Source organism: Halomonas fontilapidosi (genome assembly GCF_014192285.1).
Taxonomy (GTDB): Bacteria; Pseudomonadota; Gammaproteobacteria; order Pseudomonadales; family Halomonadaceae; genus Halomonas; species Halomonas fontilapidosi.
Genome location: NZ_JACHXQ010000011.1, coordinates 103,174 through 121,891, shown reverse-complemented (window position 1 = coordinate 121,891; position 18,718 = coordinate 103,174). Strand labels below are relative to the sequence as shown.

The 18,718-nt window shown below is 64.2% G+C and carries 17 protein-coding genes; 8 read left to right on the top strand and 9 right to left on the bottom strand.

Annotated elements, in window-relative coordinates:
• Positions 1-159 precede the first annotated feature (159 nt).
• From FHR95_RS14655 to FHR95_RS14645, 3 genes are all read right to left on the bottom strand, one after another.
• The gene (locus FHR95_RS14655) at positions 160-3,204 is read right to left on the bottom strand and encodes an efflux RND transporter permease subunit (RefSeq protein WP_183314983.1); all 3,045 of its coding nucleotides are present in this window, start codon (positions 3,202-3,204) and stop codon (positions 160-162) included.
• Positions 3,204-4,304, bottom strand: coding sequence for an efflux RND transporter periplasmic adaptor subunit (locus FHR95_RS14650; RefSeq protein ID WP_183314982.1), 1,101 nt, complete (start codon positions 4,302-4,304; stop codon positions 3,204-3,206). Before FHR95_RS14650 ends, FHR95_RS14655 begins: the two co-directional genes overlap by 1 nt.
• 71 nt (positions 4,305-4,375) lie before the next feature.
• The gene (locus FHR95_RS14645) at positions 4,376-5,806 is read right to left on the bottom strand and encodes a TolC family outer membrane protein (protein WP_183314981.1); all 1,431 of its coding nucleotides are present in this window, start codon (positions 5,804-5,806) and stop codon (positions 4,376-4,378) included.
• Between the two features lie 162 nt (positions 5,807-5,968).
• Here FHR95_RS14645 and FHR95_RS14640 point away from each other — a divergent pair, with 162 nt between their 5' ends.
• Genes FHR95_RS14640 through FHR95_RS14620 form a run of 5 tightly spaced genes read left to right on the top strand, consistent with a single transcriptional unit; the run spans position 5,969 to position 10,483 of the window.
• Positions 5,969-6,898, top strand: coding sequence for an alpha/beta fold hydrolase (locus tag FHR95_RS14640; RefSeq protein WP_183314980.1), 930 nt, complete (start codon positions 5,969-5,971; stop codon positions 6,896-6,898).
• Between the two features lie 60 nt (positions 6,899-6,958).
• A complete protein-coding gene (locus FHR95_RS14635) occupies positions 6,959-8,083 on the top strand; it encodes an MlaE family ABC transporter permease (RefSeq protein WP_183314979.1) in 1,125 nt (374 codons plus the stop codon).
• The gene (locus tag FHR95_RS14630) at positions 8,077-8,886 is read left to right on the top strand and encodes an ABC transporter ATP-binding protein (protein WP_221199349.1); all 810 of its coding nucleotides are present in this window, start codon (positions 8,077-8,079) and stop codon (positions 8,884-8,886) included. The genes FHR95_RS14635 and FHR95_RS14630 overlap by 7 nt, the downstream gene beginning before the upstream one ends.
• A 2-nt stretch (positions 8,887-8,888) precedes the next feature.
• Positions 8,889-9,827 carry an MlaD family protein gene (locus FHR95_RS14625; RefSeq protein ID WP_183314978.1) on the top strand — a complete coding sequence of 313 codons (939 nt, stop codon included), beginning with the start codon at positions 8,889-8,891 and terminating at the stop codon, positions 9,825-9,827.
• Positions 9,824-10,483: an ABC-type transport auxiliary lipoprotein family protein gene (locus FHR95_RS14620; protein WP_183314977.1), complete on the top strand. Its 660-nt coding sequence runs from the start codon at positions 9,824-9,826 to the stop codon at positions 10,481-10,483. The genes FHR95_RS14625 and FHR95_RS14620 overlap by 4 nt, the downstream gene beginning before the upstream one ends.
• Here FHR95_RS14620 and FHR95_RS14615 read toward each other — a convergent pair whose 3' ends face one another.
• Both FHR95_RS14615 and FHR95_RS14610 read right to left on the bottom strand, forming a co-directional pair.
• Positions 10,484-11,326 carry a fructosamine kinase family protein gene (locus FHR95_RS14615; RefSeq protein WP_183314976.1) on the bottom strand — a complete coding sequence of 281 codons (843 nt, stop codon included), beginning with the start codon at positions 11,324-11,326 and terminating at the stop codon, positions 10,484-10,486.
• A gap of 143 nt (positions 11,327-11,469) precedes the next feature.
• Complete coding sequence (locus FHR95_RS14610; protein WP_183314975.1) at positions 11,470-11,976, bottom strand: fasciclin domain-containing protein; 507 nt, start codon at positions 11,974-11,976, stop codon at positions 11,470-11,472.
• A 261-nt stretch (positions 11,977-12,237) separates the two neighbouring features.
• Between FHR95_RS14610 and FHR95_RS14605 the strand changes: the two genes are divergently transcribed.
• From FHR95_RS14605 to FHR95_RS14595, 3 genes are all read left to right on the top strand, one after another.
• A complete protein-coding gene (locus FHR95_RS14605) occupies positions 12,238-12,549 on the top strand; it encodes a YqfO family protein (RefSeq protein ID WP_183314974.1) in 312 nt (103 codons plus the stop codon).
• A 35-nt stretch (positions 12,550-12,584) separates the two neighbouring features.
• A complete protein-coding gene (locus FHR95_RS14600; protein ID WP_183314973.1) occupies positions 12,585-12,728 on the top strand; it encodes a hypothetical protein in 144 nt (47 codons plus the stop codon).
• A gap of 92 nt (positions 12,729-12,820) precedes the next feature.
• Entirely contained in the window at positions 12,821-13,675 is an 855-nt protein-coding gene (locus FHR95_RS14595; protein ID WP_183314972.1) for a mechanosensitive ion channel family protein, read from the top strand.
• Positions 13,676-13,857: 182 nt separating this feature from the next.
• Here the strand turns inward: FHR95_RS14595 and FHR95_RS14590 are convergent, their stop codons facing one another.
• From FHR95_RS14590 to FHR95_RS14575, 4 genes are all read right to left on the bottom strand, one after another.
• Complete coding sequence (locus FHR95_RS14590) at positions 13,858-15,153, bottom strand: TRAP transporter large permease (protein ID WP_183314971.1); 1,296 nt, start codon at positions 15,151-15,153, stop codon at positions 13,858-13,860.
• Entirely contained in the window at positions 15,153-15,680 is a 528-nt protein-coding gene (locus FHR95_RS14585) for a TRAP transporter small permease (protein ID WP_040185882.1), read from the bottom strand. Before FHR95_RS14585 ends, FHR95_RS14590 begins: the two co-directional genes overlap by 1 nt.
• A gap of 66 nt (positions 15,681-15,746) precedes the next feature.
• Entirely contained in the window at positions 15,747-16,763 is a 1,017-nt protein-coding gene (gene dctP, locus FHR95_RS14580) for a TRAP transporter substrate-binding protein DctP (protein WP_183314970.1), read from the bottom strand.
• 424 nt (positions 16,764-17,187) lie between these two features.
• On the bottom strand, positions 17,188-18,705 hold the full coding sequence (locus tag FHR95_RS14575) for a mannitol dehydrogenase family protein (RefSeq protein ID WP_183314969.1): 1,518 nt from the start codon (positions 18,703-18,705) through the stop codon (positions 17,188-17,190).
• Between the last annotated feature and the right edge of the window lie 13 nt (positions 18,706-18,718).

Genomic DNA, 18,718 nt, shown 5'->3' with positions numbered 1-18,718 from the left:
CCGTTATGACGTCAAGGTGGGACGGATCTTACATTCATCCTTGTATGGATGTAAATATTAGCCACCAAAGCGCTTCTCTGACGGTTGTCGGCTGGCGCCGAGGACGCGATGGCGAGCGCCTCGCCGATGTGGTCTCACAGCCCGGGCCGGTATCTGCTCCTACCCATTGTCCTCTGAGGCCTGGTGTTCACGACCCAGCAGGATATAGAACGCTGGCAGCACGAAGATGGTAAACAGGGTGCCAATGCCCAGCCCGGTGCTAATGGTTAGGCCGATGGCAAAACGGCTTTCCGCCCCGGGCCCGACGGCAATCAGCAACGGCACCATGGCGGCGATCAGGGCCGCAGAAGTCATGATAATCGGGCGAAGCCGGATAGAAGCGGCTTCAATCACGGCATCGACCTTGTTGAGTCCACGATTCCGCTGTAACTGGTTGGCGAACTCGACAATCAGGATACCGTTCTTTGAGACCACGCCGATCAGGGTGATCAACCCCACCTGGGTATAGATGTTCATGGAGGCAAAGCCAAGCATGATGAATGCCATGGCGCCAGCCACCGACATGGGCACCGAGATCAGAATGATGAACGGATCTCGCCAGCTTTCGAACTGGGCCGCAAGCACCAGGTAGATGACCAGCAGCGACAGGAAAAACGTCACTATCAATGCGTTACCCTGGGTCGCCTGCTGCCGGGTCTGGCCGGTGTAGTCATAGCTGTAGCCTTGAGGGAACACCTCGCTGGCCGTTTGCTCCATGTACTCCATGGCGGTCCCCATGGCGACGCCGGGTTTGACAACACCTTGCAGCGTTAGGGAATTGAGCTGATTAAACTGGGTTCGGCTGGAAGGTTCCACATCATCGATAAAGCTCACCACACTGCCCAGCGGTACCAGATCACCGCTGTCGGTGCGAATCTGATAGTCATTCAGCTTCTGTTCATCCAGACGAAATGGTTGATCAACCTGGGGGATGACCTGGTAGGACCGCCCGTCCATATTGAACCGATTGATGTAACCGCCACCGAGCATGCTCGAGAGAGTCTGGCCGATATCCTGCATGGACAATCCCAGATCCGCCACACGATCCCGGTCCACATTGATACGGGTAACGGGTCGGTCAAAGTTAATGGACTTCTGCAGGAACATGAAGTTGCCGCTGCCCATGGCCTTGCCCAGCAACTCATCTGCCACCTGATTCAACTGCTCGTAACTGCTACCCGTAGAAATCACGAACTGAAACGGCAAGCCGCCACCCGAGCCCGGCAGCGACGGACGGGGGAACACGGCAGTTTGCAAACCGGTGACCTTGTTGAGCTCGGCGTCCAGTTGAGGCTGGACCTCAAACTGGGAAACTTCCCGTTCGCTCCAGGGTGCCATCTTGAAACCACCGAACACCGCGTTCGGGCCGGTAATGCCGATGATCATGAAGTCTTCCTGGTAGCCCGGCAACGCTGACATGCGTTGCTGAATTTCAGCACCTCCCTCCTGGAGATAGTTCAACGTCGATGTCTGGGGCCCTTGACCCTGAAAGAAAAGAATACCCTGGTCCTCGGTGGGCGCCAGCTCATTCTGGCTCATCGTCACCATGAAGTAGATGGAGCCCAGCACCACCACCGCAAAGAAGACCACCACGGATTTGGTCTGCATCAGTGATCGCAAGACCGACGTATAGCCACTGGCGAGCCCGTTGAACGTGCCCTCCACCAGTTGCTCGAACCCGCTAGGATTGCCATGGGACTTGAGCACCTTGCCGGACAGCATGGGAGATAGAGTCAAGGCAACGATCCCCGAAATCACCACAGCACCAGCCAAGGTGAAAGCAAACTCGGTGAACAGGGAACCGACGAGCCCGCCCATGAAACCGATCGGCGCATACACGGCCACCAGGGTGGTCGTCATGGCGATAATGGGTACGGCCATTTCACGAGCGCCATTTATCGCAGCATCAAAACGGGACTCACCCTTTTCGATATGACGGTGGACGTTCTCCACCACGATAATGGCGTCGTCTACCACCAACCCGATAGCCAACACCATGGACAGCAACGTCAGCAGGTTCAGCGAGAAACCGAACAACAACATGACGAAGGCGCCACCGATCAGAGACAGTGGTACCGCCACCGAGGGCACCACCGCCGCGCGCGCGGAGCCCAGACTGAGGAATACCACGACAAGAACAATGACCAGAGCTTCCAGCAGCGTCTTGATGACTTCCTTGATGGAATCTTCGATGAAGTCCGATGCATCGTACGCCAGTCGCACATCCAGACCTGACGGCAGCTGACGTTCGATGTCCGGCAGCTCCGCCTTCACCAGGCCCGCCACGGTCAGCGGGTTAGCACCCGGTGCCAGTTCAATCGCCACATAGGTGGCCGGCTGACCTTTATACAGAGCCAGCTGATCGTAGGTCTGAGACCCCAGTTCGATCCGCGAAATATCCTGCAGACGGATCTGGGTGCCTTCAAACTGCTTGATCACAAGGTTGCGGAAGTTGGCTGGATCGGCAACATCCGTATTGCTCGTCATGCTGATTTCAGTGTAGGTACCCTTGGTGTTGCCGACCGCGGCCTGATAGTTGTTGGCACGCAGTTTGGCTATCACCTCCTGAGGCGTCATGTCCACGGCCGCCAGGCGCTCCGGATTCAGCCATACCCGCAGCGCGAACGTTCGCCCCAGAAGGCCAGCCTTGCCAACGCCGGCAATGGCCTGCAACTTAGGTTGCACCACACGGGTCAGGTAATCGGTGATCTGTGGGACATCCAGCTCCTCACTGTAGAAAGCAATGTACATCAGCGCCGTGGAGTCGCCGGTAGTGGAGGTGATGACGGGATCCTGGGCCTCAGCGGGCAGCACGTTACGCTGACTGGCGACCTTGGCTTGGATCTCCGCAAGCGCTGCATTGGCATCGTAGTTCAGCTGCATCTCGGCCTTGATGGTCGAGGTGCCCTGGGTGCTGGTGGAGGTCAGGTAATCGATACCGCTGGCTTCGGCGATGGCCTGCTGCAAGGGAGTGGTGATGAAGCCCTTGATCAGGTCCGAGCTGGCCCCCGGATACGCCGTGGTAACGGTTACGGTAGTACTTTCCAGCTTGGGATACTGGCGGATTTCCATTTCCATCGCCGCCCTTATACCCACCAGGAGTATGAGCAGGCTGAGCACCGTCGCGAGCACCGGGCGGCGGATAAAGATGTCGGTGAAGCGCATTATCCGGTCGCCTTCTGCGGCTGCTCGTCTGTCTGTATCTCGACCCGCTGGCCGGCACGCAGACGAAGCAGTCCCTTGGCAACCACGGTTTCACCCGCTTTGAGGCCAGACAACACTGCCGCCTGCGTGCCACGGGTTTCTCCGGTGGTGATGCTGCGGCGATTGACTACCAGAGCGCCGTTATCGTTTTCTTCGACCACGAACACATAATCGCCATAGGTGTTGTAGGAAATCGCCGTGCGCGGCACCGTGATCACCTCAATATCCTTTGGCTGACGTGTCTGGATGGTCGCGAACATGCCGGGGCGCAGACGGTTTTCGGGGTTGTCCAAGGTGGCACGAATGCGCACGGTGCGGGTTTCGGGGTTGATCGAGGTGTTAATGGCGCTGACATTGCCGTCAAAGGTGTGTTCTGGAATCGCCGCCACCGTCACCGCTACCGAGTAGCCCGTCGCCACCTTGGGCAGGTCTTTTTCAGACACGGTGTAGTCGACGTAAATCGGATCCAGCATGTTGATTTCCACAATCGCGGTGCCGGTCGCAATATATTCGCCCTGATCGACCAGGCGAATCCCTAGCGCACCGTCGAACGGCGCCCGGATGATTTTCTTGCTCAGTTGCGCCTCGGCTTCGTTTACCCGAGCCCTGGCGGCGTCGAGATTCGCCTTGGCTTCATCGTACTGGGACTGGGACACGGCTTGCTTCGCAAGCAGGTTGGATATCCGCCGGAACTCCTGTTTCGCCAACTGGGCTTCGGCCCGACGAGTGCTCAAGGTTGCTTCATCGATGTCCGCGTTCAGACGAATCAGTACGTCGCCCTGCTGAACGGCATCACCAGAGTCGAAATTGATCTCTTCAACGATACCGGGCACTTCATTTGCCACCTCGATACCGTTCACGGCTTCAATATTGCCCACTGCCTTGAAGGCAGGTGTCCAGTTTTGGGTACTCGCCTCGATGGCAGAGATCTGGGCAGGCGGCTGGGGCTGGGACCTCTGTTCTTGCATCTGGCCGAACTGGTAAAACCTGTAGCCAAATATGCCTCCCAGCACCACGCCGAGGACGATAATGACAACTAAAAAGCGTGAAACAACGCGCATAGTTTAGGTCCTGTTAATCCGTGCCCCGATCAAGCAAGTTATGAAGAAGAATGGCGAAGCATTGATACGCTTCAGGGCAACGGCTGAGGCGGCTCACCGATCTGCAAGGCCGCATCAGTTGGATCGACCTCTTCCGGCAGGGTGAAGGAGACGCTGCCTCCATCCAGCCAGGCATTGACCTCTTCCACGGCTGGGACGTCCAGCGTTCCCGACTGCTGGCGCAGGCTAAGCAGATTGATCACGAAGTCATAGCGGGCACTGGCGTGGTCGGCCACGGCGTTGTACAGGTTCTGCTCGGCGTTGAGCACATCGACGATGTTGCGAGTGCCCACCTCGTACCCCGCGCGGGTGGCGTCCAGAGCGCTCTGGTTGGAGATGATGGCCTGGGCCCGAGCTTCCACCGTGGAGACATCGTTACTGACCTGGGTGAAACGCGACCGGACCTGCTGGACCGTATCGCGGCGCTGGGCCTCGAAGTCGTACTGGCTGGCCTCCAGCCGATAGGTGTTCTGGCGAATGCTGGCCTGGGTACGTCCGCCGGTATACAGCGGCAGGCTGGCGCGCAGGCCGACCTGGCTGGCGGAGCTTTGTCCCGCCACGCCATCGCGGTCGTCATCGGCATAGTTGTAGTTGGCGAAGGCATTGATCGTCGGCAGATGCTGGGCACGGGCGATCTCGACGCTGCTGCGCGAGACCTCGACACCGGCTTCGCTGGCCAGCACCAGGGGATTATTGGCCATGGCCAGTTCTACCCAGTGGCTGCGGTCGTCCGGCGTGGGCACCTGGATGGGCACCTCTTCCCCCAGCGCATCGATGCTGGAGTAGCGCTGACCGGTCAGGCGCTCGAGGACCTCGAAGCGCACCTGCAGGTCGCTCTCGGCGGCGATGCGAACGGCGCGGGCCTGATCGAAGGCCGCCTTGGCCTCTTCGACCTCGGTAATGGCGATCAGTCCCACCTCGAACTGCTCGCGGGCCTGTTCCAGCTGGCGACCGATGGCCCGCTCCTGAGCGCGCCGCGCCTCCAGTACCTCGTAGGCGCGCAGGATCTCGAAGTAGGCCGAGGAGACATCGATCAACACCTGCTGCTCGGTGGCCGCCAGCTGATAGGTCTGCTGGTCGATCTGACGCTCAGCCTGTTCCACCTCACGCGCATTGCGGGCGTCGAAGAGCGCCTGGGTGGCCTCCAGCGTCAGGCCGGCACTGTTGTAGTTGTCGTCACCGCCTCCCGTGCCTCCGGCCGTAAACCCGCTTGTCGGGGATTCATACTGCCGGTTGTGCGTCATGTTGGCCGAGGCATTGAGCTGAGGCAGCAGGTCAGCACGCTGCACGTCGCGGCCGGCCTCGACGCTGCCGGTCTGCGAGCGAGTCGAGGCCAGCTCGGCATTGTTCTCCAGGGCGTCCCGGGTGATGGTCAACAGGTCGGCCGCCTGCAGGGGGGCGGCGAAGGCCGATGCAATCAGTGCCGGCAGTAGGGCACGACGAAGGGTGCGGTGACGGGTCATCGGGTCATCCTCGGTTTCTGTACAATACGCTTTACATACATTCTCGCATGTTTCGGCGGCGAATCCACTGCCGGAGCCTTCGGGAAATATGAATCCTTGCCGAAAGTCCGGGGGAAATCCGCTATGCTGCCTTGCAGCATAGCCCACTGATGGAGAACGCCCATGGACGCTCTGGAACTGGTCAGGGTGAGGGAGCTTGAAGTCGCCGTGCGCATCTGGCACCCAGAAGCCTCCCGCAGCGTGGTCGCCTGGCACGGCCTGGCTCGCCACGGCGGAGACTTTGAAGACTTTGCCCGCGAGATGGGCCCCAGCTGGCGGATACTTGCCCCGGACACGCCGGGACGCGGCCTGTCGAGCTGGTCACTCTACCCCGCCCACGACTACCTCTACGCCCACTACATGAAAGTAGCAGTAGCGCTGCTTGACCACTTCAACCTTGAGCAGGTGCCCTGGGTGGGCACCTCCATGGGCGGGCTGATCGGTATGCTGATGGCCGCCGAGCCCGACACCGCCTCGCGCATCGAACGGCTGGTGCTCAACGACGTGGGCCCCGAACTCGACCCCGAGGGTCTGGCGGGTCTGGCCAAGTACTTCGGCGCGCCGCATCGCTTCAGCCGCTTCAGCGAGCTGGAAGCCGAACTCAGGCGCCACTATACGGGCTTCGGCATCGAAGGCGACGACGCCTGGCGACGCCTCGCCCTGGGCAGCGCGCGGCGGCTGCCGGATGGTAGCTGGACCTACCACTACGACCCACGCATCGGCGAGCAATTCGTTCACGACACGCCCCGCGATACCTGGGCCGACTGGGCAGCGATCCGCTGCCCGCTGATGGTCGTGCGCGGCGCGGACTCGCCGCTGCTCAAGGCCGCGAGCGTATCCCGCATGACCCAGGCACAGCCCGACCTGGTCAGTCTCGAGGTGCCCGGCTGCGGTCACGCCCCGATGCTCGACCGGACAAGCCAGGTCCGTCCCATTGCCGACTTCCTCGACCGGCCACACCGCCGCGTGCTACCGGGCACCGCCGACGGCGCCCTCACCCTGTGGCGGCGCGGCTTGCGCTGGTTGAAGGAGGCCCGGCACAGGTTGAGCTAATGACAAAGCGCACAGACTGATACCATCGGCCACCATGAAGCCCCCGAGACACCTTCGCCCATGACCGAGCCGGGCCGCATCGATCATCAGGAGGGCCGCCTGGCCATCGCCGGCGACTGGACCCTGGTGCACTTCGCCACCCTCAAGCGCCAGGTCGATCGCCTGGTGCAGGACCGCGCGCCGTCCCCCGAGGGTGTCGATCTCGCGCAAATCGCCGCCCTGGATACCGCCGGGGCGACGCTGCTGATGAAGCTGGTCGGCGCCAGATCGCTGGCGGCCATCGATGACTGGGCCCCCGAGCTGCCGGCGACGCGCCGCGCCCTGCTGCGCACGCTGGGCGAGGCCATGGCCGACAACCGGCCACCCGTGACGCTACCCAGCCATCCGCTGAAGGACGTACTGGCACGCACCGGCCAGCTTGTCGAGGGCCTCTGGCAGCAGCAGCGCCAGCTGCTCGGCTTCATCGGCCAGGTGCTCGTTACCCTTGCTGCCACCGCCTGGCGGCCGGGCCGCTGGCGCCTCACCTCGGTGGTGGCCCAGCTCCATCAGACGGGCCTCAATGCCCTGCCCATCGTCGCCCTGCTGACCTTCCTGGTCGGCGCGGTGGTGGCCTTTCTCGGCGCTACGGTGCTGCGCGACTTCGGCGCCACCATCTACACGGTCGACCTGGTCGCCTTCGCCTTCCTGCGCGAGTTCGGTGTGCTGCTGGCCGCCATCCTGCTGGCCGGCCGCACCGCCAGCGCCTTCACGGCGCAGCTCGGCGCCATGAAGGCCAACGAGGAGCTGGATGCGGTGCGCACGCTCGGCCTCGACCCCGTCGAGCTGCTGGTGCTGCCGCGGGTGCTGGCGATGATGCTGACGCTGCCGATCCTGACCTTCGTCGGCATGCTCAGCGGCATCCTCGGCGGGGCCCTGGTCTGCCTGCTGGCCCTGGATATCTCGCTGATCCAGTTCCTGGCCATCCTGCAGCGTGACATCCCGCTCAACCACTTCCTGGTGGGGCTTTCCAAGGCGCCGCTGTTCGCCTTCCTGGTGGCAGTGATCGGCTGCCTGGAGGGCTTCAAGGTCAGCGGTAGCGCCCAGTCGGTGGGCGAGCACACCACCTCGAGCGTGGTGCAGTCGATCTTCATGGTAATCCTGCTGGATGCCATCGCCGCCCTCTTTTTCATGGAGATGGGCTGGTGAGCACGACACAGGCAACGACGAACCAGGCGCCGCTGATCCGGGTCCGCGGGCTGGCCAACCGCTTCGGCCAGCACAGCGTCCACGAGGATCTCGACCTCGACCTCTACGCGGGTGAAATCCTCGGCGTGGTGGGCGGCTCGGGCACCGGCAAGTCGGTGCTGCTGCGCAGTATCGTCGGCCTGCTAAGACCCAGCGCCGGGCACATTGAGGTGTTCGGCGAAGACCTCCAACGGCTTTCCGACAGCGAACGCTCGCGGATCGAAAGACGCTTCGGGGTGCTCTTCCAGCGCGGCGCGCTGTTCACTTCCTTGACCCTGCAGGAGAACGTCGCCCTGCCGCTGATCGAGCACGCCAAGCTCGACCGCGCCGACGCCGAGGCCCTCGCCCGGGTCAAGCTGGCGCTGGCCGGTCTGCCCGGCGAGGCCGCGATCAAGTATCCCGCCGAACTCTCCGGTGGCATGATCAAGCGAGCGGCGCTGGCCCGCGCCCTAGCGCTGGACCCCGAGGTACTCTTTCTCGACGAGCCCACCGCCGGGCTGGACCCGATCGGCGCAGCCGCCTTCGATCGCCTGATCCTGACCCTGCGCGATGCCCTGGGCCTGAGCGTCTTCCTGGTCACCCACGACCTGGACACCCTCTACACGGCCTGCGATCGAGTGGCCGTGCTGTCGCGGCGGCGCGTACTGGTGGCCGATCGCCTCGACGTCGTCGCGGCGACCGAGGATGACTGGATTCACGATTACTTCCATGGCCCTCGAGGCCGTGCCGCCCAGCAGGCGGCTCACCCGGTGGAGGACCCCTGACGATGGAACCCCGCGCCCATCATGTGCTGATCGGGCTGTTCACGGTGATCACCCTGGGCAGCGCGCTGCTGTTCGCCCTGTGGCTCGGCAAGTCCAGCGTTGACCGCGACTACGCCTGGTACGAGATTCGCTTCAATCGTGCCGTCAGCGGGCTCTCGGAGGGCAATGCGGTGCAGTACAGCGGTATCGAGGTCGGCGATGTCATTAGGCTGCGCCTCGACCCCCAGGACCCGCGTCAGGTGCGGGCGCTGATCCGCGTCTACAGCGATGTTCCGATCAAGCAGGACACCCGCGCCAGCCTGGCGCTGGCCAACATCACCGGCACCATGAACGTCCAGCTCTCCGGCGGTACCCCGCAAAGCCCTCGCCTGGAGGGCGACCGCGACGATCCTCCGCTGATCCAGGCAGAGCCCTCGCCGCTGAGCTCACTGCTCGCCAACAGCGAGCAACTCTTCACCCAGGTGGACCGCTTGCTGGCCAACGCCAACCGGCTGCTTTCCGGGGAGAATGCTAAGAACCTGACCCGCACCCTGAGCAACCTGGAGGTCGTCTCGCAGTCGCTGGTCGACCAGCGCGACGCCGTCGACGAGGCCGTGACGCGCTTCGGGCAGGCCGGCGAGCAGCTCGAGGCCTCCCTGGCGAGCGTCAGCCAACTGGGCGAGACGGCCAACGCCCTGCTCGACGACGAGGGGCGCGCGACCCTGGCGAGCGCCCGACGTGCCATGCAGTCGCTGGAATCCACCACGGCACGGGTGGACCGCCTGACCGCCCGCCACGAGGACTCGCTGGCACGGGGCCTGCAAGGGGTGGGCGAACTCGACCCGGCCATGCGCGAACTGCACGCCGCGTTGCGTTCCCTGAACCGGCTGGTGCGGCGCCTCGAGCAGAACCCGGCCGATGCCCTGCTGGGGCGTGACGAGATCCAGGAGTTCACCCCATGAGCCTGTCCAGCCTGTCTCGACGCTCGAGGTCACGAGACCCCATGCCACGCCTTGCCAGGGGCCTGCCGGCCCTGCTTATGGCATGGCTGCTCGCGGGCTGCAGCCTGCTTCCCGCGCAGGAGCCGGTGCGCCTCTTCACGCTGCCCGAACCATCGCTGCCGACGTCTGCCGAGGCCCCCCGCGACCTGACCCTGCGGGTCGACACGCCGAGCGCCGGGGCCCCGCTGGATGGCCCGCGCATGCTGGTGATGCCCTCCCCTGGAGAGTTCCAGGCCTACGGCGGGGCCCGTTGGCGTGACGATGCGCCGCGGCTGCTGCGCGACCACCTGATCACGGCCTTCCGCCGCGACGGCCGCCTGGCGGCCGTGGTGGACGACACCAGCCGGGCGCGCAGCGACGCCGCGCTGGCGAGCCACCTTAGCGCCTTCCACAGCCGCTACCGCGAAGGCACTGTCGAGGTCGTGGTGCGCCTAGAGACCCAGCTACTCGACGAGTCCAGCCGCGAGATCGTCGCCAGCCGTCGCTTCGAGGTGGTGGTGGCAAGTGACAACGACAGCCTCGACGCCGTGGTAGAGGCCTTCGCGCTCGCCGCCGACCGACTCGCCGTCGAGCTGGTCAACTGGACGCTGTCGCGGATGACCAGCGGATCGCGCTGATCAAGCAGTCTCAATCCTTGCCACCGCCCGCTCGACCGCGCCGCGATAGCCGCCGCCGAACAGTAGCAGGTGATTGAGCAGCGGATAGAGCTGAAAGAGCGTCTCACGCCTCGGCCAGTCGGCCGGGGCGCGACCGTTCCAGTAGGCTTCGAAGAAGGCCTCGCCCGGCGCGCCGAACAGCGTCAGCATGGCGAGGTCCACCTCCGGGTAGTGGCGATAGACCGCCGGATCGATGATCGCCGGCCCGCTCGGGGTGAAGAGCACATTGCCGGACCAGAGATCACCGTGCACCAGGCTCGCCGGTGCGTCCGGCAGCCAGATCTCCAGACCATGCGCGACGGTTTCCACGCGCGCCCGAAGCCGAGCATCCATCAGCCCTCGCGTCTGGCAGGCATCAACCAGTGGCAGCAGGCGCCGCTTCCGTTGAAAGGCACGACCGTCGGCGAGCGGCGCATTGGGTTGAGGTGTGTGGCCGCAGGCATTGTCCCGCGGCCAGCCATGAGCCTCACCGGTTACCGCATGAAGTCGGCGCAGCCCCTCGCCGAGGCTCGCCTCATCGCCTCGTGCGCGGCCACTCTCTAACGCCTCCATCACCAGCCAGCCGTCACCCTCGGCCAGCACCTCGGGCACGACCAGTCCGCTGCCAGCCTCGCGCAGCGCCCGCAGGCCGTCGGCCTCGCCGGCCAGCCGTTCGGGGGCATCACGCTTGACCACTACCTCGCCCTGGTCGGTCACGAGGCGCGAAACCTCGGCGATATCACCCCCACCCAAAGGCGTTGGCTGGCCGCGCGGGGTCAGCCCGGCGTCGTTCAGCAATGAGGCAAGACTCTCGTTGATGGGCATGCGGCAAGGCTCCTTTCACTCGATGTCATGAGGGTCGCCAGCCGGGCCCGAGGCTGTCAAAGCGGGAACGAAAAAAAACCGCCCGGAGGCGGCCAGAAAGGGGGCATTCAAGCAGTGACAGTAGGCTATGCGGCCGGGCCAGGTTATTCGGGCATCAGCACGCTATCGATCACGTGGATGACGCCATTGCTGGCCTCGATGTCGGCCTGGACCACGGTGGCGTCATTGATCATCACGCTGCCGTCCATGGTGGTGATGGTGATGTCCTGACCCTGCACGGTAGTGGCGCTGTCGGCCGCCATGGCGTCCTCGGCCATGATCTTACCGGGCACGACGTGGTAGGTAAGAATCGACTGAAGCTGCTCCTGATTCTCGGGCTCGAGCAGCGATGCCACGGTCCCTTCCGGCAGCGCGCCAAAGGCCTCATCGGTGGGCGCGAACACGGTGAAAGGACCTTCGCCCTTGAGGGTTTCGACCAGGTCGGCCGCCTTGACTGCAGCTACCAGGGTTTCGAACTGACCCGCACCTGCCGCAGTATCGACGATGTCCTTCTTCATGCCGTGGTTATCGGCGTGGGCACCGCCCACGAGCATCAGGCTCAACATGCCAGCGCCAATCAACTGTGAAACAGGGGTAGTGAAGGTCTTCATGGGGCACTTGTCCTCTTTGGCTGACCCCGGACGCCGCGCGTCCGGTGGGGTGTGTCGCTCAGGTCAGTAACCGCCTTCGGTATCGACCTATACACAAGCTAGACTGTGTATAGATATTGGACAAGTATTATTTTCCTCGGCCGCTTCCCTGCAGAACGCTGGGCGGCCAACAAGCCCCTGCGAGAGGGTCATCCGGGCTGACGTCAGCGTTGCGATATGGCACAACGAGATGGCGTTCAACCGCTAAGAGGAGTAAGGACTATGTACAAGCTGGCCTTCTATGTGCCATTGGCGGAGGCCGAGCCCGTCAAGGAGGCGGTCTTCGCCACCGGAGCCGGGCGTATCGGCGATTATGAGGCGTGCTGCTTCCAGACCCGGGGCACCGGGCAGTTCCGGCCGCTGGCAGGCGCCAACCCGCACATCGGTCGGGTCGGCGACCTCGAGCAGGTGGAAGAGCTGAAGGTCGAACTGGTCTGCGAGGATACGCTGATCAGCGAGGCGCTGGCCGCCCTGAAGAGGGCCCACCCCTACGAGGAACCGGCATTCGATATCTGGCGGCTGGCAGACCTGTAACGGCAAACGCCACGGTCATCGCCCTCTCGTCGCCCATGATCGGTTTCGACCAGCCGGTGATAATCGCAGTAACCCTGCCTGAATTCGGCATGGTGATGCTCTACGTCGTATTACCGATCACGGCGCTGACGCTGGTTCTGCTGACGTTCCGCAACCTGCGGGCGCCCCGAACACGCTGAATATGATGCCGGCTCCGTCGATCGACGCCGCAGCGTCGCTATGCGATGGTCATTCCTGACCCTTGATCTGCACGGAGGAGAGACAATCCGCCATGCCTGAGGCTTCCTTCTGGGTGGAACTGCTGAGCAACCGTGGGGTGAGTTCGTTAGCGCTGGTGGCTGTTCTCGTCACGCTGCGCATCCTCGCGGTGCGCGTCATCCGCGGCCGGAAAGAAATTCTGTCCGATTCCCGTCGCGCGTGGCTGGCCCGCATCCGCAACGCCACCGTGGTCTTCGCCTTGGCCGGCCTGGTGCTAATCTGGCTGCCCTCCCTTCACACCTTCGCATTGTCCCTTACCGCCTTCGCCGTCGCGTTGGTGATCGCGACCAAGGAGCTGATTCTCTGTCTGTCGGGCACCGTCCTGCGCGTCGTCAACCAGCCTTTCGAGATCGGCGACTGGATCGAGATCGGCAACCTGCGCGGCCAGGTGGTCGACGAGACCATGCTGGCAACGACCCTTCAGGAAATCGGCGGGCCCGTGGGACGCTTTGAATACTCGGGCAAGACCATCGTGGTTCCTAACAGCGTCTTCCTGACTACCCCAGTCCAGAACCAGAACTTCTTCAAGAAGTGGGTGTATCTCGAAGTCTGCGTCGTCCTGGAGCCCAACGTGGACATGCGGTCGGAGCTCCCGGCATTGGAGCAGGAGGTGGCGACGTTGCACGCCCCACATGCTGAGCTGGCCCAACGCTACAGCGCACTGATCAGGAAGCGAACCGGCATCGATATCGCCGAACCCCACCCTCGCGTATCCCTTACCACCACGGACATTGGCAAACAGCGTATCGGCGTCACGCTGTTCTGCCCCACACCCAGCGCCTTCGAGTTGGAGCGGGCCATCAACGATGCCGTGCTGCGTCGTTACTGGCAGCTACGCAATGGGGAGAGCCCCTCGACGGAGGCATGACCGGCAACCCTCCGGCCCCGCTGACGAAGGCTAAATCGTCAGGATCCGCCTGCGCTGCCCCGAAGGGCAGCGCAGGCGGATCACTTGGGGGCCTGAGCGATTGAGGTATCGCCCTGAACAGTAGATGGGCGCCTGCCGTCACAGAATCTTACCCTCTGCGCGGGTCTCGCAAGGTCATGAACTTAGATAAAGCCCAGCAGGCGCGGCAGGAACAGCGACAGCTCGGGTACGAAGGTGGTCACCAGCATGACCGGGATACCCACGAAGGCAATCAGCTGCAGCGCCGGCGCGAAGGTCTTGTGGATCGACACCCGGCCAATGCGACAGGCCATGTAGAGGATCGGCGCCACGGGCGGACTGTTGGCACCGATCACCACCGAGCAAGCCACGATGGCACCGAAATGTACCGGATGAATGCCGGTATCCACCATCAACGGCAGGAACAGCGGCGCCACCACCACCGTCACCGAAACGTCATCGAGAATGGCGCCGGCCAGGATCAGGAAGACATTCACGGCGATCAGGATCAGCAAGGGATTCTGGATCAGCGTGGTGATCAGCTCGGTAAGGTCCTGCGGCACGCGCTCGAAGGCCAGGATGCGGCCAATCATGAAGGAAAAGAGCAGTATCAGAATGATCGAGCCGGTGGTCTCGGCGGCAGCCACCACGCTGCGCGAGAAATGAGTGAGTGACTGGTCACGGTAGACCAGAAACCCGATGGCCATGGCGGCGAAGGCGGCTACGGCTGCCGCTTCCGTAGGGGTGAATACCCCGCCGTAGATGCCGCCCAGAATGATGAACGGCAGGCTGAGCGCCGGCAGCGCCCGCCAGGTCGCCCGTCCCTTGGAGAGCGGTTTGGCGCTGCCCTGGGTCTCGCCGGCCACTTCCTGGAAGAGTCGCCCGCAAGCCAAGCGATTGGCCAGGATGAGTCCCACGATCAGCAATAGCGCCGGCCCCACCGTGGCCGCGAACAGCGCCGCCACCGATTGCCGCGTCACCACCGCGAAGAGGATCATGGTGATGGAGGGCGGGATGAGGATACCCAACAGTGAGGAAATGCCGAGCAGCGCCGAGGCATAGCCGCGCGGATAGCCGCGCTGCTCGAGCGGGACGATCATGATGGTGCCGATGGAGGCCACCGCCGCCGTGGCCGTGCCGGCGATGGCGCCGAACACGCCGGAGGCCAGCACCATGGAGGCACCCATGCCCCCGCGCCGCTTGCCGACCAGCGTCTCGATGAAGGTCACCAGGCGACTGGCGATACCGCCGCTCTGCATCAGGTAGCCGGTCAGCACGAACAGCGGCAGGGCAATCAGGATCACCGAGTCCACCGAGCGGAAGCCCTGCATCATCAACGTATCGAGGTTGGCATCGTAGGCCACTGCCAGGTAGGCCAGCACGCCGGCAAAGGACCAGGCGACGGGCACGCCCAGCCCCATCAGCAGCAGCAACAACAGGATAGCGAACAAGCCTTCCATCAGGACTCCTCCCCGGCCAGCGCATGGCCGGAACGGGCCGCGCGCCACTCCGCGACTCCCTGCCACACATCACGCAGCGCGTAGCAGAAGCAGCCGACGCTGGCGACCATGATGGCCGCCTGGGAGACCCACAGCGGAATCGACAGCTCCGGGGTGTGCTGAGGACGCTGCACGCCCCAGGCCAGCATGCGCAGAGCCCAGAAGACGAAACAGGCGCTGATGACGGTAACGATCACCGCCACCAGGGTCTTGTGCATTGCCTTCAGATGGGCATCGCGCAGCTGCAGTTCGAGAAAGTCCACCACCAGGTGTTCATGGCGACGACTGGCGATCAATGCTCCGGTCATGTACAGCCACATGCCGGCGAGCATCACCAGTTCCAGGATACCGACCAGCGACCAGCCGAAGACATAGCGCGCCAGGATCAGGAAGAGCATCAGCCCCATGACGAGCAGACTCGTCACGAAGGCGACGGCATTCAGCAGCCAGCCGACCTTCTCGTCCAGGGCCTTGAGAAAGGGTTGCATGAGATGGCCCTCGCCACAGGGGCGCAGGCCCGAAACGGGCCGGCGCCGAGATTCAGCAGGAAAACGTCAAAGCGGCGTGGCGTTGGCGCGGATGGTGTCCATGATCTCGGCGCCCAGCTCTTCCTCCATGAGCGGCCAGACCTGCTCGCGCGCGCGGCGGGCAAAGGTATCGAGGGTTTCCTCGGGCAGGGCGAAATACTCCATGCCGTCTTCCTGAGCCTTGGCGATGTAGTGCTCGTCGCGCTCCCGGGCATCGACGAACTGCTGTTCCATGATCTCGCGGGCCGCTTCGCTGACCACCTGCTGGTGCGGGTCACTCAGACGCTCGAAACTGTCCATGTTCATGGTCAGGATGCCGGTCATGAAGAAGTGCTTGGTGTGGACGTAGTAGTCCAGGGTGTCGCGGAAGTATTCGTAGGGCCAGTAGATGACGTTGCCCGCTTCACCATCCACCACGCCGGTCTGCAGCGCAGTGTAGACCTCGCCCCAGTCGATGGCGGCGGTCTGGTAGCCCAGTGCCTGCATGGTCTGCGGCGCCGGGAATACCGGCATGGTGCGCACGGTCAGGCCATCGGCGCTCTCGACGTCGAGCGCGTAGCGGTCACGCGACGCCACGCCGTTGAACCCCTCGGGCCATGGGCCGAAGAACTTCAGGCCGATGTCGGCAAAGATGCCGCCCAGAAGCTCGTTGACCCAGCCCTCGGGGCTGTAGGCCTGCACGGCCTCGTCCCAGGACAGCGTCATGTAGGGGGTATAGATGACGCCGATGCGCTTGTCGTAGGAGGTCATCGGCCAGCTGAGCATCATGTCGATACCGCCCGCCACCAGCAGGTCGAAGACCTCCTGCTGACCACCCAGCTCGTTCTGGTAGTAGACCTCGACCTCAAGATCGCCGCCCGACTTCTCCTCGATCAGCCGGCTCCACTCGTCGAGGGTATCGCCCGCCGGAGAGCCCTGGGTGCCCGAATCGGTGGCCAGGCGCAGTTTGGCCGCCTCGGCATCGAGGGGCGCGCCGGCGAGCAGCAGGGCGGCGGAGAGAGCGGTAAGGGCGGGAAACAGAGTCCCCTTCTGCTGAGGCGTCATGACGGTGTCTCGCTAGCTGTTGTGATTGGCAGGAACTGTTTACCGCCCGCCTGACACCCGGTCAATCGACGCCTCAGGAAAGACAAATTGGTCGATAACGCCTCTATTAAGGGATTAACGACAAGATTTTAGCTTATAAATGACGCCGGTCCGCTATATTCGACCAGCTTTGATGCCATCTGCCAGCGACCTCCCCTCGCGGCCGCCTCGCGAGCATGTCGTCGCAGCGCGCCTGGAGGTCGCAAGCAGACACGAGATATCTGGACTGCCAAAGAGATGCGATACGCCTGTCCCGGCTCATGGACATTGTTCCCGTCCCGCCTCTCGGCTCGGTGCCGGCGACCAACTGGGAATACCAGGTGGAGCGTGTCTGCGAGAATCCGTAGGTCGGCGCGGAGCTGGCCACCCTGAAGGCGGCCCCTCCCTAGGAAGAGCCGGCCTTCGATGCCTGGCGGCTGTCGACGCCGTGCCAGCCCTGGTCGACATAGCGCCGGATCGTCGCCCGCGGCCCCCAGGCCTCGATCACCGCCAGCCAGTCGGCGAAGGCCTTGCGCAGTCCGGGGGACTCGGCCAGGTCATGGAACACCTCCCGGATCTCCAGGAAGGCCTGGGGCGCCCTGGCGGCCTCCCGTGCCCCCGACCTCAGGCGTGAGGCCAGGGGGTCGGCGAGCGGCGGCATCCCCGGCGTGTCGTCGGCCACTCGGCAATAGTGGCACCACAGCGCCAACTCAAGGGCGAGGCCCGCCACGGGCAGGCCACGTCCGATGGCATCGCGCAGCGCCGGCAAGATGAACTTGGGCTGTCGCGCCGACCCGTTGGCACAGAGCCGCGAGACAGTATCGCCCATCTCGGCGTTGCACAGACGCTCGACGATCCGCATGCGGTACGCGCGGTAGTCCAGGCCCTCGACTGGCCGGAGCACGGGGAGGATCTCGCGCTCCTGAAGCGCGCCCAGCCAGTCGTGGATGTCCGGGTCACCCATGGCGGCATGCACCTGCCGGTAGCCCAGCAGGGCCGCGACATAGGCGATGCTGGCGTGACCGGCGTTGAGGAGGCGCAGCTTCATCGTCTCATGGCCCGAGACCTCTTCGACGAACTCGACGCCGACTCGCTCCAGCGGCGGACGACCGGCACAGAACCGATCCTCCACCACCCACTGGCGAAAGGGCTCGCACACCACCGGGGCCGCATCCTCGATGCCAAAGCGGCGGCTGACCAGCTCGCGCTCGCGGGCGGTGGTGCGCGGCGTGATGCAGTCGACCATGGCGTTGGGAAAGCTCACCTCCCGCCGGATCCAGGTGGCAAGGTCGCGGTCGACCCGCTCGGCGAGGCCGACCACCACGCTACGCGTCACCTGGCCGTTGCCGGGCAGGTTGTCGCAGGAGAGCACCGTGAAGGGCCCAAGCCCCCTGGCCCGACGCTCGGCCAGCGCCTTGACCAGCATGCCGAAGAGGGTGCCGGGGCGCCGCGGGTCGGCGGCGTCGGCGAGGATCCGCGGATGGGCCGCGTCGAAGCGGCCGGTGGCGGGATCGAGGAAGTAGCCCCCCTCGGTGATGGTCAGCGAGACGATGCGCACGCCGGGGTCGACCAGGGCCCTAACGATGGCCGCCGAGGCCACGGGAACGAAGTCGACCATGGCCCCCACCACCCGCGCCGAGCTCCCCTCGGGGTGGAGGTCGACCACCGTGGAGAGCCAGTCCTGTCTGTGCAGGCGTTGGCGCATCCGCACATCGGCCGGCATCACGCCGGCGCCGATGACCGCCCAGTCGAGGGCCTCGCCCCGCGTGAAGAGGCGATCCAGATAGGACGCCATGTGCGAGCGGTGGAAGTTGCCCAGGCCGATATGCAGGACCCCGGGGCGCAGCCGGCGACGGTCATAGGCCGGCACCCCGACGTCCTGGCCGAGGGCGGCAAGGGTCTGCTGCGAGAGTGGCAGCGCCATGGGATCTCCTCCT